At 67.7% G+C, this 21,482-nt stretch carries 23 protein-coding genes; 16 read left to right on the top strand and 7 right to left on the bottom strand.

The annotated features are described in order from the left end of the window. Window positions 1–201 precede the first annotated feature (201 nt). The 6 genes from AC07NY_RS05565 (at window position 202) to AC07NY_RS05540 (ending at window position 5,964) form a co-directional block, all read left to right on the top strand. Window positions 202–1,356, top strand: a complete 1,155-nt coding sequence (locus AC07NY_RS05565; RefSeq protein ID WP_494582380.1) for a benzoate/H(+) symporter BenE family transporter — start codon at window positions 202–204, stop codon at window positions 1,354–1,356. Next, window positions 1,353–2,006, top strand: coding sequence for a thiamine phosphate synthase (locus AC07NY_RS05560; RefSeq protein WP_494582378.1), 654 nt, complete (start codon window positions 1,353–1,355; stop codon window positions 2,004–2,006). The genes AC07NY_RS05565 and AC07NY_RS05560 overlap by 4 nt, the downstream gene beginning before the upstream one ends. Then, the gene (locus tag AC07NY_RS05555; RefSeq protein WP_494582376.1) at window positions 2,003–2,920 is read left to right on the top strand and encodes a tetratricopeptide repeat protein; all 918 of its coding nucleotides are present in this window, start codon (window positions 2,003–2,005) and stop codon (window positions 2,918–2,920) included. The genes AC07NY_RS05560 and AC07NY_RS05555 overlap by 4 nt, the downstream gene beginning before the upstream one ends. A 93-nt stretch (window positions 2,921–3,013) precedes the next feature. Then, on the top strand, window positions 3,014–3,805 hold the full coding sequence (locus tag AC07NY_RS05550) for an inositol monophosphatase family protein (RefSeq protein WP_494582374.1): 792 nt from the start codon (window positions 3,014–3,016) through the stop codon (window positions 3,803–3,805). Window positions 3,806–3,904: 99 nt separating this feature from the next. Beyond that, entirely contained in the window at window positions 3,905–4,915 is a 1,011-nt protein-coding gene (locus AC07NY_RS05545; RefSeq protein WP_492285025.1) for a flagellar motor protein MotA, read from the top strand. A gap of 29 nt (window positions 4,916–4,944) precedes the next feature. Further along, on the top strand, window positions 4,945–5,964 hold the full coding sequence (locus tag AC07NY_RS05540; RefSeq protein ID WP_494582372.1) for a peptidoglycan -binding protein: 1,020 nt from the start codon (window positions 4,945–4,947) through the stop codon (window positions 5,962–5,964). A gap of 252 nt (window positions 5,965–6,216) precedes the next feature. Here the strand turns inward: AC07NY_RS05540 and AC07NY_RS05535 are convergent, their stop codons facing one another. Then, entirely contained in the window at window positions 6,217–7,995 is a 1,779-nt protein-coding gene (locus AC07NY_RS05535) for an ABC transporter transmembrane domain-containing protein (RefSeq protein WP_494582370.1), read from the bottom strand. Window positions 7,996–8,262: 267 nt separating this feature from the next. Between AC07NY_RS05535 and rpmE the strand changes: the two genes are divergently transcribed. Further along, entirely contained in the window at window positions 8,263–8,499 is a 237-nt protein-coding gene (gene rpmE / locus AC07NY_RS05530; protein WP_199091846.1) for a 50S ribosomal protein L31, read from the top strand. A 121-nt stretch (window positions 8,500–8,620) separates the two neighbouring features. Here the strand turns inward: rpmE and rcdA are convergent, their stop codons facing one another. Next, complete coding sequence (rcdA, locus tag AC07NY_RS05525) at window positions 8,621–9,151, bottom strand: protease adaptor protein RcdA (protein ID WP_494582368.1); 531 nt, start codon at window positions 9,149–9,151, stop codon at window positions 8,621–8,623. A 359-nt stretch (window positions 9,152–9,510) separates the two neighbouring features. After that, window positions 9,511–9,711, bottom strand: a complete 201-nt coding sequence (locus AC07NY_RS05520; RefSeq protein ID WP_494582366.1) for a DUF1192 domain-containing protein — start codon at window positions 9,709–9,711, stop codon at window positions 9,511–9,513. Between the two features lie 90 nt (window positions 9,712–9,801). Here AC07NY_RS05520 and AC07NY_RS05515 point away from each other — a divergent pair, with 90 nt between their 5' ends. Next, window positions 9,802–10,800 (top strand): NAD(P)H-quinone oxidoreductase, encoded by a 999-nt coding sequence (locus AC07NY_RS05515; protein WP_494582364.1) that lies wholly within the window; start codon window positions 9,802–9,804, stop codon window positions 10,798–10,800. Window positions 10,801–10,991: 191 nt separating this feature from the next. Beyond that, complete coding sequence (locus tag AC07NY_RS05510) at window positions 10,992–11,723, top strand: DUF1013 domain-containing protein (RefSeq protein ID WP_492285032.1); 732 nt, start codon at window positions 10,992–10,994, stop codon at window positions 11,721–11,723. Between the two features lie 122 nt (window positions 11,724–11,845). Here AC07NY_RS05510 and AC07NY_RS05505 read toward each other — a convergent pair whose 3' ends face one another. Then, window positions 11,846–13,780 (bottom strand): propionyl-CoA synthetase, encoded by a 1,935-nt coding sequence (locus AC07NY_RS05505; RefSeq protein WP_494582363.1) that lies wholly within the window; start codon window positions 13,778–13,780, stop codon window positions 11,846–11,848. Window positions 13,781–13,953: 173 nt separating this feature from the next. Between AC07NY_RS05505 and AC07NY_RS05500 the strand changes: the two genes are divergently transcribed. Both AC07NY_RS05500 and AC07NY_RS05495 read left to right on the top strand, forming a co-directional pair. After that, the gene (locus AC07NY_RS05500; RefSeq protein WP_494582361.1) at window positions 13,954–14,718 is read left to right on the top strand and encodes a sulfite exporter TauE/SafE family protein; all 765 of its coding nucleotides are present in this window, start codon (window positions 13,954–13,956) and stop codon (window positions 14,716–14,718) included. Window positions 14,719–14,887: 169 nt separating this feature from the next. Continuing rightward, window positions 14,888–16,516: an acyl-CoA synthetase gene (locus AC07NY_RS05495; protein WP_494582359.1), complete on the top strand. Its 1,629-nt coding sequence runs from the start codon at window positions 14,888–14,890 to the stop codon at window positions 16,514–16,516. Window positions 16,517–16,643: 127 nt separating this feature from the next. Here AC07NY_RS05495 and AC07NY_RS05490 read toward each other — a convergent pair whose 3' ends face one another. The 3 genes from AC07NY_RS05490 to AC07NY_RS05480 form a co-directional block, all read right to left on the bottom strand. Beyond that, window positions 16,644–17,150, bottom strand: coding sequence for a YidB family protein (locus AC07NY_RS05490; RefSeq protein ID WP_494582358.1), 507 nt, complete (start codon window positions 17,148–17,150; stop codon window positions 16,644–16,646). 34 nt (window positions 17,151–17,184) lie between these two features. Next, window positions 17,185–17,445: a GlsB/YeaQ/YmgE family stress response membrane protein gene (locus tag AC07NY_RS05485; protein WP_257731138.1), complete on the bottom strand. Its 261-nt coding sequence runs from the start codon at window positions 17,443–17,445 to the stop codon at window positions 17,185–17,187. A gap of 180 nt (window positions 17,446–17,625) precedes the next feature. Continuing rightward, entirely contained in the window at window positions 17,626–17,814 is a 189-nt protein-coding gene (locus AC07NY_RS05480) for a YdcH family protein (protein WP_199091974.1), read from the bottom strand. 228 nt (window positions 17,815–18,042) lie between these two features. Between AC07NY_RS05480 and AC07NY_RS05475 the strand changes: the two genes are divergently transcribed. From AC07NY_RS05475 to AC07NY_RS05455, 5 genes are all read left to right on the top strand, one after another. Next, a complete protein-coding gene (locus AC07NY_RS05475; RefSeq protein ID WP_492285037.1) occupies window positions 18,043–18,261 on the top strand; it encodes a YdcH family protein in 219 nt (72 codons plus the stop codon). Between the two features lie 100 nt (window positions 18,262–18,361). Beyond that, a complete protein-coding gene (gene purE, locus AC07NY_RS05470; protein WP_494582355.1) occupies window positions 18,362–18,862 on the top strand; it encodes a 5-(carboxyamino)imidazole ribonucleotide mutase in 501 nt (166 codons plus the stop codon). Continuing rightward, entirely contained in the window at window positions 18,859–19,965 is a 1,107-nt protein-coding gene (locus AC07NY_RS05465) for a 5-(carboxyamino)imidazole ribonucleotide synthase (RefSeq protein ID WP_494582353.1), read from the top strand. Before purE ends, AC07NY_RS05465 begins: the two co-directional genes overlap by 4 nt. Window positions 19,966–20,135: 170 nt before the next feature. After that, the gene (gene rpsU / locus AC07NY_RS05460) at window positions 20,136–20,369 is read left to right on the top strand and encodes a 30S ribosomal protein S21 (protein WP_076438761.1); all 234 of its coding nucleotides are present in this window, start codon (window positions 20,136–20,138) and stop codon (window positions 20,367–20,369) included. Window positions 20,370–20,608: 239 nt separating this feature from the next. Further along, window positions 20,609–21,466 carry a tetratricopeptide repeat protein gene (locus tag AC07NY_RS05455; protein WP_492285039.1) on the top strand — a complete coding sequence of 286 codons (858 nt, stop codon included), beginning with the start codon at window positions 20,609–20,611 and terminating at the stop codon, window positions 21,464–21,466. Window positions 21,467–21,482: the final 16 nt, after the last annotated feature.

The following is a 21,482-nucleotide window of genomic DNA, read 5'->3' as shown; positions in this document are numbered from 1 at the left end:
CCTCGGTCGCTTCGGATTGGAATAATGCGCAGCTAGACCCGGCCATTGACAGCCGCATGACATCACCGTCCACCGGCGGGCCATTTTCGTGCAAGCTCCGCGCCCCAGGCTGCCCCCGGCCCCGCGCCTGCCGCCCTTTCCGTGTCCCACGTTTTCTGGTTCAACGCTGGCTTGCTTCCGTTCCAGCCGGCTTCCCGCACCATGTCGATCGTCTTCTCTGCCCTGGTCGCGGTCTTCGTCGGCTTCGCCGCCTCCGTCGCCGTCATCCTGCAGGCCGCGCAGGCGCTGGGCGCCACGCATGGCCAGACCATCTCCTGGATCGCCGCGCTCTGCCTCGCCACCGGCGCTTCCAGCCTCTTCCTGTCCTGGCGCTATCGCATGCCGATGATCTGCGCCTGGTCGACGCCGGGCGCCGCCCTGATCGCGGCCGTGACCGGCTTCGACATGGCCTCTGCCGTCGGCGCCTTCCTGGTCGCCGCGGTGCTGATGATGCTGACGGCCGCCTTCCGCCCGCTCGGCAAGCTGATCGAGCGCATCCCGATGCCGGTCGCAGCCGCCATGCTCGCCGGCGTCATCTTCCGCTTCGTCGTCGCGGTCTTCGACGAGATGCGGCTCTCGCCCGGCCTCGTGCTGCCGTTGCTCGCCGTCTTCCTCGTGGCGCGGTTGCTCAACCCCTTCCTCGGCGTCATCGCCGCGCTCGTCGCCGGCATCGCGATCAGCTTTGCCGGAGGGTTGGCGCATTGGCCTGCCGGAGCAATGACGCTGAGCGGCCTCGAATTCGTCACGCCACGCTTCGATATTGCCGCCATGCTCGGCATCGGCGTCCCGCTCTATCTCGTCACCATGGCCGCCCAGAACCTGCCGGGCTTCGCCGTGCTGCGCGCGGCCGGCTATAATCCGCCGACCGCGCCTTCCCTGTTCGTGACGGGCCTGACCTCGCTCCTGACCGCCCCTTTCGGCGCGCATATGACCAACATGGCCGCGATATCGGCCTCAATCTGCACCGGCGGCGATACCCATCCCGACCCGGCCCAGCGCTGGAAGGCGGGCGTGCTCTATGGCCTCGCCTATTTCGTCGTCGCCGCCTGTACGGGCCTGCTGATCGCCCTGCTGCTGGCCTTGCCCAAGGCGCTGATCGTCGCCGTGGCGGGCCTGGGGCTCGTCGGCTCGCTGACAGGCGCGCTTGGGCAGGCCATGGCCTCCGACAAGGAGCGCTTCGCCGCCGTCGTCACCTTCGCCGTCGCCGCCTCCAGTCTTTCGCTTTTCGGCATCGGCTCGGCCTTCTGGAGCCTCGTTGCCGGTCTTGCGGTCTTGACATTGGACTTCGCTGCGGGCCGTTTGCGCAGCCGATCATGACCACACAATCATTCTCCACTCGCCTGATGCTCGTCACTCCTCCCGTCGCGGACGCGGAGGCCATGGCCTTTCGCCTGATGCAGGCTATGGCCGGCGGCGATATCGCCGCCGTGCTGTTGCGCCTCACCCCCGGCGATGACCGCAGCCGGATCGAGCGCGTCAAGCGCCTCGCCGGCCCGGTCCAGGCCAATAGTGTTGCGCTCGTCGTCGAGGACAATGCGCTCGTCGCCGCGCGCGGCGGCGCCGACGGCGTCCATCTCACCGGCGGCCCGGCCGCGGTTGCCGAGGCCCGCTCCAGCCTGAAGAGCGAGCGCATCATCGGCATCGGCGGCTTGCGTGCCCGCCATGACGCCATGGATGCAGGCGAGGCCGGCGTCGACTACGTGATGTTCGGCGAGCCCCGCCCGGATGGATCGCTGCCGCCGCTGGCAGCCGTGGTCGAACGCGCCGGCTGGTGGGCCGAGATCTTCGAGACACCCTGCGTCGCCTATGCGCCCGATGCCGAATCCATCCCCGCACTGGTCGAGACCGGCGCGGAATTCGTTGCGCTCGGCACCTGGGCCTTCGACGAAGGGCAGGATATCCGTGCCCTGGTCGAGCAGGCCAACCAGGCGATCGCCGCCTGTGCGGCTCGGAAGGCGGCGCGATGAAACGGCTGGCCGGGCTCGTCCTGCTCGCCGGCGCCCTGCTCGCGGCTCCGGTTGAGGCGGCGCCTGTGCCGGACATGGCCTATGGCGCCTATCAGACCGGCCATTACCGCCGCGCCCTGTCCGAGGCGCTGAAGCGCATCGAGGCCGACAACAACGATGCCGCGGCGATGACGCTTCTCGGCGAGCTCTATCGCCAGGGCCTCGGCGTCCCGCCCGACCAGAAGGTCGCGACGGAATGGTATGAGCGGGCCGAGGCGCGCGGCGACATCAACGCCGCCTTCGCACTCGCGACCCAGCTTCTCGACGAGAAGAGCGGCAAGCGCGATACGGCACGCGCCGGGGCCTTGCTGGAGAAGGCCGCCGCCGCTGGCCACCCCGCCGCCAACTACAATCTCTCCCTCGCCCTGCTCGCGGCCAACAAGGAGGCCGAGGACAAGCGCGCCGTCGCCAGCCTCGAGATCGCGGCGAAGGCACAGGTCGGTGATGCCATGTATGCGCTCGGCGTCCTCGCCAAGCAGGGGCGCGGCATGCCGGCCAGCGAAGAGGCCGCAGCCCGCTGGATGAAGCAGGCAGCCGCTGCGGGCAATGTCCCCGGCGAGGTCGAATACGCCATCATGCTGTTCAACGGCACCGGCGTGGAGAAGAACGAGGCCGCCGCGGCCAGCCTGTTCCGGCGCGCCGCCTGGCAGGGCAACCCGATCGCCCAGAACCGCCTCGCCAAGCTCTACCAGTTCGGGCTCGGCATCGCCCCGGACACGATCGAGGCCGCCGCCTGGCATCTCGCCGCCCGCTCGCAGGGCCTCAAGGACGCCGCGCTCGACGACCTGTTCGAGCGCCTGAAGCCCGAGCAACAGGCCCGCGCCGCCCGCATGGCCGCCAGCCGGATCAGCAGCGCCGTCTTGACGGCGCCCTAAGACCCGCGCAAGTGACGGCTCGCTAAATTTTTGCCGGGCGCGAGGCTTGCGCCGCTGGCTCATCGCGTCGCGTCGGCGCGCAAGAGGTTTCCGATGATCCGTTCCCCCCTGATGACCGTTATGACCGACGCCGTGATGAAGGCGTCCCGCTCGCTGAAGCGCGACTTCGGCGAGGTCGAGAACCTGCAGGTGCTCGCCAAGGGCCCCGGCGACTTCGTCTCCAAGGCCGATCACAAGGCCGAGGAAATCCTGCGCGAGTCACTGGAGAAGGCACGTCCCGGCTACGGCTTCGTCCTGGAGGAGAGCGGCGTCGTCCACGGCACCGACGAGAGCAACCGCTGGCATATCGACCCGCTCGACGGCACCCACAACTTCCTGCGCGGCATTCCGCACTGGAACATCTCGGTCGCGCTGGAGCGCGACAACCAGTTCATCGCCGGCGTGATCTACGACGCTGCCAAGGACGAGATGTTCATGGCCGAGAAGGGCAAGGGCGCCTTCGTCAACAACCGCCGCCTGCGCGTCTCCGGCCGCAACGAGCCGGCCGACATGCTGATCGGCACCGGCATCCCGCATATCGGCAAGGGCGGCCACGGCCAGTTCCTGCGCGAGCTCGCGGCCGTGATGCCGCGCTTCGCCAATGTCCGCCGCATGGGCTCGGCCGCGCTCGACATCGCCTATGTCGCCGCCGGCCGCATGGACGCCTATTGGGAGCGCGGCCTCAACACCTGGGATTTCGCGGCCGGCGCCGTGCTGATCCGTGAGGCGGGCGGCACCTTCGGCACGCTCGACGGCAAGCCGATAACGAGCGCCAAGGACATCATCTGCGGCAACGAGGCCGGCGAGCGCGCGCTGAGCGCCGCGCTGAAAACCGCAGCAGCCTGAAACCTAAGCGCCACGAAACTGTTGCTCTTTCGTGCTTGATCCCGGCGGCGTGGGAGGCGACAGTCCTTCCCGCACTCCGAGGCGAACGGAAGACGACGCATGGCGACTGAGGATTTTGCGGCCGAGCCGGCAACGGCCGCACCGACGCGGGCGCAGGTCCGCTTCTCCAGACCGCTTCGCTACGTCGTCCGCGCGGTCCTCTTCCTCGCCCTGATCGGCTTCCTCGGCTACATCCTGCAGCGCGGGCTGGTCGACGCCTTCATGACCAACCCGGGGCTGAACGGCCTCATCCTGGGCGCCCTGCTCGTCGGCTGCCTGATCGCGCTGCGCGAACTCTGGCGCCTCCATAGCGAGGCGCGCGCCGCGACCAATCTCGCCGCCTCTCCTGCATCGGCCGAAGTCCGCCGCGGCCAGGTCATCGCTCCGCTGGGCACCGTGCTGCCGGCGCTGGAACGCGGCACGCTCGCCCCGGCTCAGGCGGCATCGACGCTCGAATCGATCGCGGTCAGGCTCGACGACGGCCGCGAAGTCCTGCGCTATCTCGGCGGCCTGCTCGTCTTCCTCGGCCTGCTCGGTACGTTCTGGGGCCTGCTCGACACGGTCGGCTCGGTCGGCGGCGTCATCAAGTCGCTGCGCACCGGCGCCGAAGCCGGCGTGCTCTTCGACGAATTGAAGGCCGGCCTCTCCGCCCCGCTCGCCGGCATGGGCCTGTCCTTCTCGTCCTCGCTCTTCGGCATCGCCGGCTCGCTGATTCTGGGCTTCCTCGACTTGCAGGTCGGGCAGGCGCAGCGCCGCTTCCGCAACGAGGTCGAGAGCTGGTTGGGCAGCCGCACCGGCACACCCGAGGCGCCGGCTGCTCTGCTGGGTGCCGGCAACCCGCTGGCCGACCGCTTCGAGCAGCTCAGCGCCGCCATGGCCGACGGCGCCTCCAACAACCGCGCCGCGACCCAGGCCCTCTCCAATCTCGCCGAGGGCATCCAGGGCCTTGTCCAGCACATGCGCTCCGAGCAGCAGATGATCCGCGACTGGGTCGAGGCGCAGGCCGCGCGCGAGAAGGACCTGAAGCGCCTGATCGACCGCCTCACTGCCGACCAGGTCACCGAGCCATGATGGCGCCGGACAGAGCAGGAACCTGATCGATGGCCCTCTCCCGCGCCCATCGCCGCGAGGAAACGAATTTCTGGCCCGGCTTCGTCGATGCGCTCTCGACGATGCTGATCGGCATCGTCTTCCTGCTCACCGTCTTCGTGCTCGGCCAGTTCTTCCTGTCGCAGGAGCTGACCGGCAAGGACACGGCACTGGAGCGGCTCAACAAGCAGATCTCTGAACTGACCGACCTGCTCGCCCTGGAGCGTTCCTCGAATCGGCAGGCGCAGGAAAGCCTCCAGCTCATGCAGTCGACGCTCGCGCAGACGCAGGGCGACCGCACCCGTCTGCAGGGCCTGATCGACACGCAAGCCGGCAGCAATGCCGGCGCCCAGCTCGCCGAATCACAGAAGGCGCTCGACGCCGAGAAGCAGCTTTCCGCCCGCGCCCAGGCCAGCGTCGATCTGGTCAACCAGCAGATCCAGGCCATGCGCCGCCAGCTCGCCGCGCTGGAAGAGGCGCTCGCGGCCTCCGAGGCCAAGGACAAGGATTCGCAGGCCCGCATTTCCGAGCTCGGCTCGCGCCTCAACGTCGCGCTGGCCCAGCGCGTGCAGGAACTCGCGCGTTATCGCTCGGACTTCTTCGGCCGCTTGCGGCAGGTGCTAGGCACGCGGCCCGACATCCGCGTCGTCGGCGACCGCTTCGTCTTCCAGTCCGAGGTCTTCTTCGATGCCGGCCAGGCCGTGCTGAAGCCCGAGGGCAAGGGCGAGCTCGACAAGCTCGCGACCATCCTGCTCGATCTCGGCAACGAGATGCCGCCCGACCTGCCCTGGATCCTGCGCGTCGACGGCCATACCGACAACCGCCCGATCAAGTCGGCCCAGTTTCCCTCGAACTGGTATCTCTCCTCGGCCCGCGCCATCGCCGTCGTCGAGTACCTGATCTCGCGCGGCCTGCCGACGGACCGCGTCGCCGCGACCGGCTTCGGCGAGTATCAGCCGCTCGACGTCGCCAACACGGACGAGGCGCACCGGCGCAACCGCCGCATCGAGTTCAAGATCACCGAGCGGTGAATCGCCGGTATCCGACCGTCATTCCGGGGCAAGCGCGCAGCGCTTGAGCCCGGAACCCATGACCACGACGCGGCTTCAATTCGTCATGCTCGCCCTTGTGGCGAGCGTCCACGTCTTGAACACAGCGCTGCATCGATGAAGACGTGGATGGTCGGGACAAGCCCGACCATGACGGCAAACCGCGTGTTCATGGATTCCGGGCTCGCTCCTGCAGAGCGCCCCGGAATGACGGAGAGGTTCCCGAGCAACCGCTTACGCCGTCTCCAGCCCGAACTGCAGCGCCGCCAGCCGCGCATAGAGCCCGCCGCGCGCCTTGAGTTCGGCATGGCTGCCCTCCTCGACGATGCGCCCGTCCTCCATGACGAGGATGCGGTCGGCCGAGAGGATGGTCGCCAGCCGATGCGCCACCACCAGCGTGGTCCGGCCTTGCATCAGCCGGTCGAGCGCATCCTGCACCGCCCGCTCGCTTTCGGAATCGAGCGCCGAGGTCGCTTCGTCGAGCAGCAGGATCGGCGCATCCTTGAGGATCGCCCGCGCGATGGCGAGGCGCTGGCGCTGGCCGCCCGACAGCGTCACGCCGCGCTCCCCGACCACCGTCTCGTAGCCATCAGGCAGGGCGCGGATGAACTCGTCCGCCGCCGCAAGCTTCGCCGCGGCCTCGACCTCCTCCTGCGAGGCGTCGGGGCGGCCATAGGCAATGTTGTCGCGCACCGAGACGCCGAACACCGTCGGCTCCTGCGGCACCAGCGCGAAACGCTCGCGCCAGGCCTCCGGATCGGCCTCCGGCCCCGCAACGCCATCGACGACGACGCGCCCGTCCTGCGGGTCGTAGAAGCGCAGCGCCAGTTGCAGCACCGTGCTCTTGCCGGCGCCTGAAGGCCCGACCAGCGCGATCCGCTCGCCCGGCCGGACCGAGAAATTCAGGTTCGACAATGCAGGCCCCACGCGGCCGGGATAACTGAAGGAGACGTTCTCGAAGGCAAGCTCGCCGAGCGAGGGAGCCGGCATCGGCTTGGGATGCGGCGGCGCGGCGATGGCAGGCTTCAGCGCCAGAATCTCGCCAAGCCGGCTGGAGGCGCCGGCGGCCGCGCTGATATCGCCATAGACCTCGGAGAGCTGGCCAAGCGAGCTGGCCGCCAGCACGGCATAGAGGATGAACTGCGACAGCCGCCCGCCACTCATGCGCCCGTCGAAGACTTCGGTCGCTCCGGTCCAGAGCACGCAGACGACGCTGGCGCTGACCAGGAAGATCGCGACGCCCGAGAGCAGTGCGCGCGAGGCCGTCGCCTCCCGCGAGGCCGCATAGGCATCGTCGGAGGCCGCCTCGAACCGCGCGGAGCTCTGGCGCGCCGCGCCGAAGGACTGCATCGTGCGGATCGCGCCGACCGCCTCGGCCGCGAAGGCAGAGGCATCGGCGAGCCGGTCCTGCGCCGCCCGCGAGCGCCGCCTGACCGAGCGGCCGGACAGGACCAGCGGAATGACGATCAGCGGGATGACGCCGATGACGATCGCGGAGAGCCGCGGGCTCGTCGCCACCATCATCGCGAGAGCCCCCAGCGCCATGATGGCGTTGCGCAGCGCGATCGAGGCGGTCGAGGCGAAGGTCGACTTGATCTGCGTGGTGTCGGCGGTGAGCCGCGAGACGAGGTCGCCCGCCCGGCTCGAATCGAAGAAGGCCGGCTCCAGCCGGGTGAGATGGCGGAAGACGTCGGCGCGCAACGACGCGACGATGCGCTCGCCCACCGTCATCACCAGATAGAAGCGTGCCGAGCTCGCCAGCGCCAGCACGCCGACGACGCCGATCAGCAGGATGAAATAGCTGTTGGCGAGCTGCTGTTCGCCCCCGGTGAAACCGACATCGATGACGCGGCGCACCGCCAGCGGCAGCGCCAGCGTCGCCAGCGAGGCGATGACCAGGGCGACGAGCGCCAGCGCGATCCGGCGCTTCTGCGCCCGCGCATAGGGCCAGAAGGTCGCGAGCGAGCGGAAATCGGGCTTGGCCTTCTTGTCGTTCTTGTCAGCTTCGGCCACGCACTGGGACTCCTGCTTCGCGCGCACGCGTCGCGCACGCTCTTTCAACCAATCTCAATCTTGCCTCCGTGAAGCCGATCATGGCCGGATTGGCAAACGACGCAACGCCGCAGGGGAGCCCCCGGGGACGTGTTGTGCTTGCGCTGAGGCGCTGGCTGCGATATGTGCACGCGACTTCACGACAGGCTCATCCGAATTCTTTCGACGGGCCGGGCAGGCTCGCCTGCTTGTCGATGCGCCCGTTTTTGTAGCTCCGAGGATTTCGTCATGGCCAAGGCCGGCATCCACCCCGATTATCACACCATCAAGGTCGTCATGACCGATGGCACCGAATATGCCACCCGCTCGACCTACGGCAAGGAAGGCGACACGCTGAACCTTGACATCGACCCCAAGACCCACCCGGCCTGGACCGGCGGCACCCAGCACATGCTGGATCGCGGCGGTCGCGTCTCGCGCTTCAACTCGCGCTTCAGCGGCATCGGCGCCATCGGCAAGAAGTGATGCTGCGGCGCTCCGGCGCCGCCGTCATTGATCTCGAACAAAAAACCCGGCCTCGCGGCCGGGTTTTTTGTTTTGACATGGTCGTGTCGGGGCACCCGGAGGCGCCGCACACCTGAGAGGCTCAGCGCCCGAAGCCGAGCCGGGCCTCGAGGCTGGCAAGCTGGTTCAGCACGGGGTTCACGCTGGCGCGGACCGGCGCCGTGCCAGACATCTGGCCTTCGAGATGGCGGATGCGCTCCTGCAGGCGGAAGGAATGCGCCATCAGGTCGCGCAGCCGCTCCGGCAGCTGTGCAACGACATGCTCGGCCGGCGGCGCCATCGGGTCGCCGATCTTGACCTTGTTATGCTCGGTGCGGGCCTGCTCGGCGGTGAGTTCGCCTTCAGCCACAGCCCGCTGCACCAGAAGCCAGGAGGCGATCTGCATCAGGCGCGTCGTCAGGCGCATGCTTTCGGTGGCATAGGTCAGCGAGGTCTCGCGCGGCAGCGCGGCGGCGTCCTTGCGCCCGTCCCCATCGAGATAGCTCGCCGTCTGCTCGACCAGCCCCATCCCCTCCCGAAACAGCAGCATGAAGGCATCGGAGCGCACGAAGCCCCGTGCGAAGGAAATCGCGCCCTCTTCCGTCTGCGGATCGAGCAACTGGGCGTCGTTCATTGGTGTCTCCCATCGGCACAAACCCGTGCGCCTCTGGAACGCGTCACGGATATGGTCGCCGATGTCGCAAGGATAGCGCCGATCGGGGTTTCCGGCGTCGGTAAGGTGCCGTTAACCTTAACGAGGCTAAACCGCTGTGGCGACAACAAGGCAGGCGGCTCCACAAGATCGAGCCGACCGGCCGACGCAAGGGAACGCGCAAGACAAAAAAAGAGCCGCCAAAGGCGGCTCGAAGGTCAACAGGGAGGCGTCAAACAGAGTGGGCAGGAGCCACTCGACATCCAGACAAACTGGATGATGCGATTCATACTTTGGAATCATTAACGCCCGGTAAACGGGCGTTTCTTTTTGACGCTTTTTCAGGCGGGCTTGCGGAAGAACGCGTCCGCCGCGGAGCGCGAGGCGTCCTTGCGCGATCGCGTCTCGATGAGCCGCTCGATCTCGGCCTTGAGCGCCGCGATGCGCTCGTCGATCTCGGCCAGCGACAGCATCGACAGGTCCTGCCCGATCTCATGCACGCTCTTCGGCTTGGGACGGTCGTCCTCCGGGAATATCGACATGGCGGCCTCGCATCTGCTCAAACTGCGCGCGGCACGCTAGCTAAGTTTCGACCGCAGTCACGCTGCGACGCACCAATCGAGGACGAAACCATGACGACCATTCCCGAGACGATGACGGCGATCGGCATGGCGGCACCCGGCGGCCCCGAGGTCCTGCGGCCGGAAACGCGCCCGGTGCCGAAGCCGGGGCCCGGCCAGATACTCGTCGCCATCGCCGCGGCCGGCGTCAACCGCCCCGACGTCCTGCAACGCCAGGGCGGCTACAACCCGCCGCCCGGGGCCTCCGACATCCCTGGCCTCGAATTTGCCGGCACGGTAGTTGCGCAGGGCGAAGGTGCCAGCCGCTTTCCAGTAGGATCAACCGTCTGCGCCCTCGTCGCCGGCGGCGGCTATGCCGAATATGCGGTGGTCGACGAGAGCAACGCCCTGCCCGCCCCCAAGGGACTGACGCTGACCGAAGTCGGCGCGATCCCCGAGACCTTCTTCACCGTCTGGACCAATGTCTTCCAGCGCGGCCGGCTGCAGGCCGGCGAAAGCTTCCTCGTCCATGGCGGCTCGTCCGGCATCGGCACCACCGCGATCCAGCTTGCCAAGGCTTTTGGCGCAACCGTCATCGCGACGGCCGGCTCCGACGACAAATGCGCCGCCTGCCTTGAACTCGGCGCCGACCATGCCATCAACTACCGCACAGAGGATTTCGTCGCGGCGGGCAAGGCCATGACCGGCGGTCGCGGCACCGACCTGATCCTCGACATGGTCGGCGGCGACTATATCGACCGCAATTACGAGCTGGCCGCCGATCAGGGCCGCATCGTCCAGATCGCCTTCCTCAACGGCCCAAAGGCCACGGTGAATTTCAGCCGCCTGATGCTGAAGCGTTTGACCCATACCGGTTCGACGCTCCGCCCGCGCACGGTAGCCGAGAAAGCCGCCATCGCCGCCGAATTGCACGCCAAGGTCTGGCCGCTGCTGGAGGCCCGGCGCTGCAAGCCGCTGATCCACGCGACCTTCCCGCTGGCGCAGGCGGCCGAGGCCCATCGCCTGATGGAGTCGAGCACCCATATCGGCAAGATCGTTCTGACGGTGTGACCGTCTGCAATCACACGCTTTTCATGGACACCTGCCCCGCCCTCGCCTATAAGGCGCGCCATCCTGCTCATCGTCGATGATTTGGATGGCCGGCCGGGGAGGCCGGTCGGCGCATGAGAGCTATTGTCCGCGACCCTGCCTTTATGAGCCCCTGCGAGCGGCGGCGCGAAGGCGAAGAGGAGACCGTCCCCGTGTCACAAACCCCGCTGATGCCCAAGGCCACCGCGGTCTGGCTGGTCGAGAACACCTCGCTGACCTTCGAGCAGATCGCCGAGTTCTGCAAGCTGCACCCGCTCGAGGTGCGCGGCATCGCGGACGGCGAAGTCGCCGCCGGCATCAAGGGTCTCGACCCCATCACCTCCGGCCAGCTCACCCGCGAGGAGCTGGAACGCGCCGCCAAGAACCCGAACCATCACCTCAAGCTCGCCGAGCGCAAGGTGAAGGTGCCGGAGATCAAGCGCACCAAGGGCCCGCGCTACACCCCGGTCTCGAAGCGCCAGGATCGTCCGAACGCCATCCTCTGGCTGCTGCGCAACCATCCCGAGCTCAAGGATGCGCAGGTCATCCGCCTGATCGGCACGACCAAGTCGACCATCGCGCAGATCCGCGACCGCACCCACTGGAACGCCCAGCAGCTCACCCCGATCGACCCGGTCAGCCTCGGCCTGTGCTCGCAGATCGATCTCGATTTCGAAGTCGGCCGTGCCTCCAAGGACCGCCCGGCCGCGCTGGCCGAGGCCGGCTCGACCCTGCTCACGGTGGAAGAAGCGATCGCTCCGGAGCCCGTGCGCAACGAGAGCCAGCCCTTCGCCGACATGAGCCGGCCGAAGCGCGAGGAAGAAGCGGCGATCGACGTCGATTCCGTCTTCGCCAAGCTGAAGCAGCTCAAGCGCCCGGCCGAGGACGAGGACGACGAGGGCTGAGGCTCTCCATAGCCGTCATGCTCGGGCTTGACCCGAGCATCTCGGAAACCAGCGCTCTCCTGTCCTGAGATTCTCGGGTCGAAGCTTCGCTTCGCCCGAGAATGATGGCCTGATCGGGGGCCCTACCCGATCCCCCTGCCCTTCAGCGCCGTGCCGATCTCGCCGAGCACCGCGATATCCTCGATCGTCGCCGGCACCGCGTAGTCCTCGCCATCGGCGATCTTCTTCATCGTCGCCCTGAGTATCTTGCCGGAGCGCGTCTTCGGCAATCGCGCGACCGTCAGCGCCAGCTTGAAGGCAGCGACCGGCCCGATGCGTTCGCGCACCAGCGCGACCAGCTCCTTCTCGACCTGCTCGGGCGTCACCGTCGCGCCGGCCTTCAGCACCACGAAGCCGCAGGGTTGCTCGCCCTTCAGCGCGTCGCGGATGCCGACCACCGCGCATTCCGCCACGGCCGGATGCGCCGCCAGCACCTCCTCCATGCCGCCGGTCGAGAGCCGGTGACCGGCGACATTGATGATGTCGTCGGTGCGGCCCATGATGAAGACATAGCCGTCCGCGTCGATGAAGCCGGCATCCGAGGTGTTGTAATAGCCCGGATAGGTCGCGAGATACGCCTCCCTGAAGCGCGCATCGTCGTTCCACAGCGTCGGCAGCGCGCCCGGCGGCAAGGGCAGCTTCAGCACGATCGCGCCCATCTTGCCCGCCTCGACCGGCCGCCCGCCCTCATCGAGGCACTGCACGTCCCAACCCGGCAGCGGCACCGTCGGCGAGCCATGCTTCACCGGCAGCAGCCCGAGCCCCAGCGGATCGCCGACGATCGGCGAGCCGCTCTCGGTCTGCCACCAATGGTCGATCACCGGCACCTTGAGCATGGCCTCGGCCCATTTCAGCGTCTCGGGATCGGCCCGCTCGCCGGCGAGGAACAGCGCCCTGAAGCGCGAGAGGTCGTGCCCGGCGAGATGCTTGCCCTCGGGATCCTCCTTGCGGATCGCGCGGAAGGCGGTCGGCGCCGTGAACAGCACCTTGACCCCATGCTCGGCGATCACCCGCCAGAAGGCGCCGGGATCGGGCGTGCCGACCGGCTTGCCCTCGTAGAGCACGCTGGTCGCGCCCTGGATCAATGGCGCGTAGACGATATAGCCGTGGCCGACGACCCAGCCGACATCGGAGGCGCAGAACATCACCTCGCCCGGCCCGACATCGAAGAGCTGGTCCATCGTCGCCTTGAGCACGACCATGTGCCCGCCATTGTCGCGCACCACGCCCTTGGGCCGCCCCGTCGTGCCGGAGGTGTAGAGGATATAGAGCGGATCGGTCGCCGCGACCTCGACGCAATCCGCCTTGCGCCCCGCGGCCTTCGCAGCAGCCACCAGCGTGCGCCAGTTCCTGTCGCGGGTGACATGCATCGAGGCGTCGGCCTGGGGCCGCTGCAGCACGACGCAAGTCTGCGGCTTGTGCCTGGCCATCTCGATCGCACCGTCGAGCAGCGGCTTGTACTCGACCACGCGCGTCGGCTCGATGCCGCAGGTCGCGGTCAGGATGACCTTGGGCTCGGCATCGTCGATGCGCGTCGCCAGCTCCTTGGCCGCGAAGCCGCCGAACACCACCGAGTGCACGGCGCCGATCCGGGCGCAGGCGAGCATGGCAAAGGCCGCTTCCGGCACCATCGGCATATAGATCAGGACGCGGTCGCCCTTGCCGACGCCGAGCTCCTGCAGGACGGCGCCGAGCGTCGCCACCTCTTCCAGCATCTGCGCATAGGTGTAGCTCGTCTTGGTCCCGGTGACCGGGCTGTCATGGATCAGCGCGACCTGCTCGCCGCGGCCATCGCGCACATGTCGGTCGAGCGCGTTGAAGCAGGTGTTGCAGGTCGCATCCGGGAACCAGCGCCCATAGATGCCGGCCGCCGGATCGAAGGCCTTCTCGGGCGGCTTGATCCAGTCGATGCCCTTGGCCATGTCGAGCCAATAGGCATCGGGATCGGCCTGCCAGCGGGCATAGGTTTCGGCATAGCCTTGCGCGGGGCGGGCGGGCGCCGCATGGGAGCCATTCATCGGAAGCGTTCCTCTGCGCCGGGTTTCAGCCTAAAGCCCCGTGAGCGAGCCGGCGATGGCGGGGCTGATTTTGCGCGAACCCTGCGCTCTTCCCCGCGCCCAGCGCAAGCGCGCCGCCTTAAGACTTTCGCCGATCCCGACCTGCCTCTCCCAGCCCTGCGGCGCAGTATCACATGCCCTTCGACCTGCTCTTCTTCGCTGCCATGGTCCCGGCCGTCGTCCTGACCGGACTGGCCAAGGGCGGCTTTTCCGGGATCGGCCTGCTCTCCCTGCCCTTGATGGCGCTGGTCGTCTCGCCAGTGACGGCGGCCGCGATCATGCTGCCGCTCCTGATCGCGCAGGATGTCGTCTCGGTCTGGTCCTACCGGCGCGATTTCGACCGCCGCAATCTCGCGACGCTGGCGCCCGGCGCCCTGCTCGGCATTCTCGTCGGCTATCTGTTGGCGGCGAAGGTTTCGGATGCCGCCGTCGTGCTCGCCGTCGGGCTGATCTCGGTCGGCTTCGCTTTGCGCCGCATGCTCAGCGACGGCAAGAAGCCGACTGTCGCCACACAGGCGAACTGGAGCGCCGGCAGCCTCTGGGGCTTCTTCTGCGGCTTCACCAGCATGGTCGCCCATGCCGGCGGCCCGCCCTTCCAGATTTATGTCATGCCGCAGAAGCTGAAGCCCGCCGTCTTCGTCGGCACCGGCGCGATCTTCTTCGCCGCGATGAATCTGGTCAAGCTCGTGCCCTATCTCGCGCTCGGCCAGCTCAACGGCCAGAACCTCCTGGCCTCGGCCGCACTGCTGCCCTTCGCGGTCGCCGCGACCTTCGCCGGCGTGTGGCTGGTCCGGCGCGTGCCGCCCGAGCGTTTCTACGGCATCATCTACTGGCTCCTGCTGCTGGTCGGCGCCAAGCTCGTCTATGACGGTCTGCGCGGCCTGCATCTTCTCGGCTGAAGAATCACACCGTCATTCCGGGGCGTCGCGCAGCGATGAGCCCGGAATGACGAGGCGGTTTCGGGGAAACCCGGTGGCTCGCGCGATTGCGCCGTATCGGAAAAAGGGATGGATTACCTGGGAGCGCGCCAGCCGCTAAGGCTTGCGGCGCTTGCGAGGAAGGCTCCCGATGACCCGTTCGGCCTATGACACCGATCTCGACCGCAATCCGGCGAACTACCAGCCGCTGACGCCGCTCGCCTTCCTGGAGCGCGCGGCCTCGGTCTTCCCCGAGCGCACCGCGATCATTCACGGCTCGCTGCGTCGCTCCTATGCCGAGTTCTATGCCCGCTCGCGCCGCCTCGCCTCGGCGCTCGCGAAGCACGGCGTCAGTAAGAACGACACAGTCGCGGCGATGCTACCGAACACGCCGGCCATGCTCGAATGCCATTACGGGGTGCCGATGGCCGGCGCCGTCCTCAACACGCTGAACACAAGGCTCGACGCCGCGATCATCGCCTTCTCGCTCGACCATGGCGGCGCCAAGGTGCTGATCATCGACCGGGAATTCTCGAAGACGATCAGGGAGGCGCTGGCGCTCTGCAAGGTGAAGCCGATCGTCATCGACTATGACGATCCCGTCTATGACGGCCCGGGCGAACGACTGGGCCAGATCGAGTACGAGGAACTCGTCGCCTCCGGCGATCCGGATTTCGACTGGCTGATGCCGGGAGACGAATGGGACGCCATCGCGCTGAACTACACCTCCGGCACCACCGGCGATCCCAAGGGCGTTGTCTACCATCATCGCGGCGCCAACCTGCTCGCGACCTCGAACGTCATCACCGGCAATATGGGCCGGCACCCCGTCTATCTCTGGACGCTGCCGATGTTCCACTGCAACGGCTGGTGCTTCCCCTGGACGATCTCGATCGTCGCCGGCACCCATGTCTGCCTGCGGCAGGTCCGCGCCAAGGCGATGTACGATGCGCTGGCAGACCATGGCGTGACCCATCTCTGCGGCGCGCCGATCGTGATGTCGACGCTGCTCAACGCCACGCCCGAGGAGCGCCGCGACTTCCCGCAGACGGTCTCCTTCTTCACCGCGGCCGCCCCGCCGCCCGAAGCCGTGCTCGCTGGCATGAAGCAGGCCGGTTTCGAGGTCACCCATCTCTACGGGCTGACCGAGTGCTACGGCCCCTCCGTCGTCAACGACTGGAATGACGACTGGAACGCGCTCTCAGCGGCCGAGCAGGCCGCCAAGAAAGCCCGCCAGGGCGTGCGCTATCCGGCACTCGAAGGGCTCGACGTGCTCGACCCCGAGACGATGCAGCCCGTCCCGCGCGACGGCCAGACGCTCGGCGAGGTGATGATGCGCGGCAATGTCGTGATGAAGGGCTATCTCGGCAACCGGAAATCGACCGAGGCCGCCTTCGCCGGGGGCTGGTTCCATACCGGCGATCTCGGCGTGCGCTATCCGGACGGCTACATCCAGCTCAAGGACCGCTCGAAGGACATCATCATCTCCGGAGGCGAGAACATCTCCTCGATCGAGGTCGAGGATGCGCTCTACAAGCACCCGGCCGTGCAGGCTGCCGCCGTGGTCGCCCGCCCCGACGAGAAATGGGGCGAGACGCCCTGCGCCTTTATCGAATTGAAGCCGGGCAAGACCGCGACGGAGGCGGAGATCATCGCCTGGTGCCGCGAGCATCTCGCATCGTTCAAATGCCCGCGCACGATCGTCTTCGCCGAGGTCCCGAAGACTTCGACCGGCAAGATCCAGAAGTTCAGGCTGCGCGAGATGGCGCGGGCGCTCTGAACCCGCACGTCACGCTCGGGTTTGCCCCGAGCATCTCGGAAACCGGTGCTTTCTCGTCCTCAGATTCTCGGGTCGAAGCGACGCTTCGCCCGAGAATGACGGAGACACCCAGCCGAAGACCGGATCCTCACGCCCCGGCGCGATCGAGCCGCCCATTCGGCGTGACGCGATCAACGGTTTCCGGCAGGACCTGAGACAACCGATCCAGCAACTCGTCACGCGACAGGCCCGTCCGCTGCGCGATCGCGTCGATCACCTGCGGGCCGAGCGCCTGTTCGAGATCGTTGGGTGCGACCTCCTGGTTGGGGCCGTTCTGCACCCAGGAATCGACCTTCTCGCCCTGCCCGGCCTGCCTGAACCGGTCGGCAAGCTCGCCGAGCCCGCCATTCAGCACGCTGCCGATGCCGCCGGCACCCAGCAATCCGCCAAGGCCACCGAGAAGTCCGCCGCCATCGCCCTGCGGCGCTGCCCCGGCCTGGCCGGGTTGCGGGGCCGGAACCTGCCCCGGCTCCGGCTGGCCGCGGCCGCCCAGCCACTCCGCGATCTTGTCGCGATTCTGATAACCGGCGACCGCGACGAGCCCGAGAAGGGCGGTCAGGGACGGGAAACCGCTGCTGCTGTTGTCGTCACTCACGGCGCTCACTCCGTTTGGGAAAGGAAGGTCGAACTTAGACCGCGCGGTTGCGGCCGCTGATCGCACCCCAGACGACCAGCACGATGATGGCCCCGACGACCGCGCCGATCAGCCCGGCGCCCTGCCCTGGCGCGTACCAGCCGAGGGATTGGCCGAGATAGGTTGCGACGAAGGCGCCGATGATGCCGAGGATCGTCGTCAGCACGAAGCCCGCGGGCTCGTTCGAGCCGGGCATGATGAACTTGGCGATAACCCCGGCGACGAAACCGATGATGATGGTCCAGACTATGCCCATGGCAGCCTCCCCTCGCGATGCGCGCCCGGCTTCAACGGGTCATCGCAACAGAAGTTCCCGCCGATTTGTGTCATTCCGTTGACGGCGCCCGCCCCGGCCTTCCGCCAACGAAAAACCGGCCCTTTCGGGCCGGTTCATCCGCATCTTCATCGCATTCAACGGGCCACTCGGCCCGCCGGCTCAATGCAAGGTTCGCTCCGGAATGGTCATCCGTACGCGTTCGATCTCATCCTTCAGTTGCAACTTCTTCCGCTTCAGCTCTGCGAGGCTGAGGTCACTGGAAGACGGGCTCGCCACAGCCTGGGCGATAGCGTCCTCGAGTTGACGGTGCTTGCGCTCGAGTTCCGCAAGACGGGTCTGCAACGACATCTGGATCCTCCTGATGAGCAGTTGACGTACCAATCTGGCATAGAGCCGGCTTCACGTCTTCCCCATGCCGTCACACGGCATTCATGAGATTCTGTGATCGTGACCGGTCCGTTTCCGGAAAGCCGTGAATAGATGACTTCCCTATGCTTGCGCCGCCTCGCCCGCACTTGCGGGACGCCGGGCGACACGCGCATAGTCGCCCCCGATCAAGGCGATGATGAGATGCCCATGGGATTCGAGCTCAGCCCGGAAGAGGTCGAGACCTTCACCTCCGAACTCGCGCGGCTGCGCGAGGAGCATCGCGATCTCGACAGCGCCATCGACGCGCTGGAGCGCGTGGGCTCGATCAATCAGGTCCAGGTCCAGCGCCTGAAGAAGCGCAAGCTCTACCTGAAGGACCGCATCACGCAGATCGAGGACGCGCTCACACCCGACATCATCGCCTGACGCCAGCGTTTTCCGGCGCCCTGGCGCCGATTCGCCCTTGCTTACCCGGCGTCTACCGGTCTAGATCGCGCGCTTCCGGAGCCGAGCCCGAGCGCATTCCATGGAAGCCAGCAGCCCCCCCGTCGCCATCATCATGGGCAGCCAGTCCGACTGGGCGACGATGCGTCATGCGGCCGAGGCGCTCGAAGCGCTCGCCATCCCCTATGATGCCCGCATCGTCTCCGCCCACCGCACGCCGGACCGGCTCTTCGACTTCGCCAAGGGCGCCAAGGCCGAGGGCTTCAAGGTCGTCATCGCGGGGGCCGGCGGCGCGGCGCATCTGCCGGGCATGACGGCCTCGCTAACGCCGCTGCCGGTCTTCGGCGTCCCCGTCGAATCCAAGGCCCTGTCGGGGCAGGACAGCCTGCTCTCGATCGTGCAGATGCCGGCCGGCATCCCCGTCGGCACGCTGGCCATCGGTCGCGCCGGCGCCGTCAACGCAGCGCTCCTCGCCGCCGCAGTGCTCGCTCTCTCAGACAGCGCCCTCGCCGAGCGGCTCGACGCCTATCGCGCCCGCCAGAGCGCCGGCACCGCCGAGCGCCCCAACCGGGACGAGGCATGAGCGCGCCCGTTCCCACCGGCCTTGCGCCCGGCGCCATGCTCGGCATCCTCGGTGGCGGCCAGCTTGCCCGGATGATGGCGCTTGCCGCCGCCGATCTCGGCATCCGCTGCCATGTCTTCGCGCCCGAGACCGACAGCCCTGCCTTCGACGTTTCTGCCCGCCACACCGTCGCGGAATACGAGGATGAGGAGGCGCTCGCCCGCTTCGCAGACGCCGTCGATGTCGTGACCTACGAATTCGAGAACGTCCCGGCCGCGACCGCTGCCTTCCTCGCCGCGCGCGTGCCGCTCCATCCCGGTGCCCGCGCCCTGGCGGTGACGCAGGACCGGCTCAGCGAGAAGCGCTTCGTCTCCGGGCTCGGCCTCGCCGTCGCGCCGTTCCGCGCCGTCGACACGCTCGCCGATCTCGAAGCCGCCGCCGCCGAACTCGGCCGCCCTTCCGTGCTGAAGACCCGCCGCTTCGGCTATGACGGCAAGGGGCAGGTCAAGATCGCGCCGGGCAGCGATCTCGCCGAGGCGCATGAGGCGATCGGACGTTTCCCCGCGATCCTCGAAGGCTTCGTCTCCTTCGTGCGCGAGGTCTCGGTCGTCGCCGCGCGCGGGCTCGACGGCTCCTTCGCCGCCTTCGACGTCTGCGAGAACGAGCACCGCGACCATATCCTCGCCTATACCCGCATCCCCGCGAATCTCTCGGAAGGCGCGTCGCTGCAGGCGATCGATGCCGCCCGCCGCATCGGCGAGGCTCTCGGCTATGTCGGTGTCTTCACGGTGGAGCTGTTCGTGCTGGAGGCCGAGGGCGACCTCGCCGAGCGTGTCATCGTCAACGAGATCGCCCCGCGCGTCCATAACTCCGGGCACTGGACCAGCGAAGGCGCCGAGACCTCGCAGTTCCACCAGCATGTCCGCGCCGTCTGCGGCTTCCCGCTCGGCTCGACCGCCCGGCGCGGCCGCGTCGAGATGGAGAACCTGATCGGCGCGAGCGCGCTGCGCTGGCGCGAGCTTCTGGCGGAGCCCGGCGCGCATCTGCATCTCTACGGCAAGCGCGATGCCCGCCCGGGCCGCAAGATGGGCCATGTCACCCGTGTCACGGCCGAGCACGCTTGAACGATCGGATGGCGCCTATTCCTGAACTGCATGCGGCCCCGCATTTTCAAGGGTTCGCGGCGTGGACAGGCGAAATGAATTCTGCTATCGGCACCCATCTTCGCGCGGTGGGCTCTGCCTTACCGCCGGCCCCAATTTCTGGATCAACCCGCTAAGGACGGACGTTTCACGTGCAGGTTCTCGTTCGCGACAACAATGTCGATCAGGCGCTCCGCGCCCTCAAGAAGAAGATGCAGCGTGAGGGCATCTTCCGTGAGATGAAGCTTCGTGGCCATTACGAGAAGCCTTCCGAGAAGAAGGCGCGTGAGTCGGCCGAGGCCGTGCGCCGCGCCCGCAAGCTCCAGCGCAAGAAGCTCCAGCGCGAAGGCCTCCTGCCCGCGCCGGTGAAGCCCAAGCGCCCCTGAAACCCTTCGGGCGGCCCCAACGGGCCGCCAGGATAGGGCCGATAGCGTTTCGCGCCTGGAGCCCGCTCCGGGCGCGTTGTCTTTTCTACGGCGTTAACCAAGTTTTGGCGGGTTTCGGGCGTTTTCTCCGGCAAGGCGCTGTCGGTTGGGAGCGCGATCACGCCGCGACGGCCGCAAGGCCGGCATCCCCTAATTCGGGGCCTCGCGGCAGGCGAAGCACGAAACCGATGAGGCAGAGCATGATCCGAGGCAGTAACTGGTTGGCCGCAGCCGGCATGGCGCTGGCGCTCGCGGGGTGCGACACGGTCTCCAACCTCGGCTCACAGCCCGCCGTCGCCGAGCTCGACACGCGCGACAGCGCCGATGCCAGCGTCAATATCGGCTCGCTCAGCGAGGTCATCTCGCGCAATCCGAATGATCCCAACGCCTATAACACGCGTGGCGCGGCCTATGCCCGCGTCGGCCGCTTCTCGGATGCGATCTCGGATTTCACCAAGGCGATCCAGATCGACCCGAACCTCGCCTCCGCCTACACGAATCGCGGCCTGGCACTGCGCCAGAGTGGCAGGGCCGATTCGGCGCTCGCCGATTTCAACCGTGCCACCACCGCCAACCCGAACTATGCGCCGGCCTATATCGCGCGCGCCAACCTGCTGCGCCAGCAGGGCAACAGCCAGCAGGCGCTGGGCGATCTCAACACCGCGATCCGGCTCAACCCCGAATCGGCGGAAGCCTTCCATGCCCGCGGCCTCGTCTATCAGAAGGAAGGCCAGCACCAGCACGCCGTCACCGATTTCGACTCGGTGATCGACCGCAATCCCTACACCGCCCCGCCCTATATCGCGCGCGGCCAGAGCCTGAACGTCCTCGGCAAATACGATGCCGCGCAGGAAGACTTCACCGCCGCGCTCAACGTCGATAACCGCAATGCCGATGCCTGGGCCGGCCGCGGCTTTGCCTTCGAGAAGCTCGGCAAGAAGGCGGAAGCCTCGGAAGCCTATCAACGCGCGCTGGCGATCGACGGCAACAATGCCCAGGCCCGCGCCGGCTCCTCGCGCCTCGGCGGCGGTGGCGTCGGCGGCTTCTTCCGCAGCTGACGGGATCGGGCGCGGC

It is taken from the genome of Allobosea sp. GW821-FHT09G06 (genome assembly GCF_059416005.1).
This window is presented reverse-complemented; position numbering and strand designations above follow the sequence as displayed.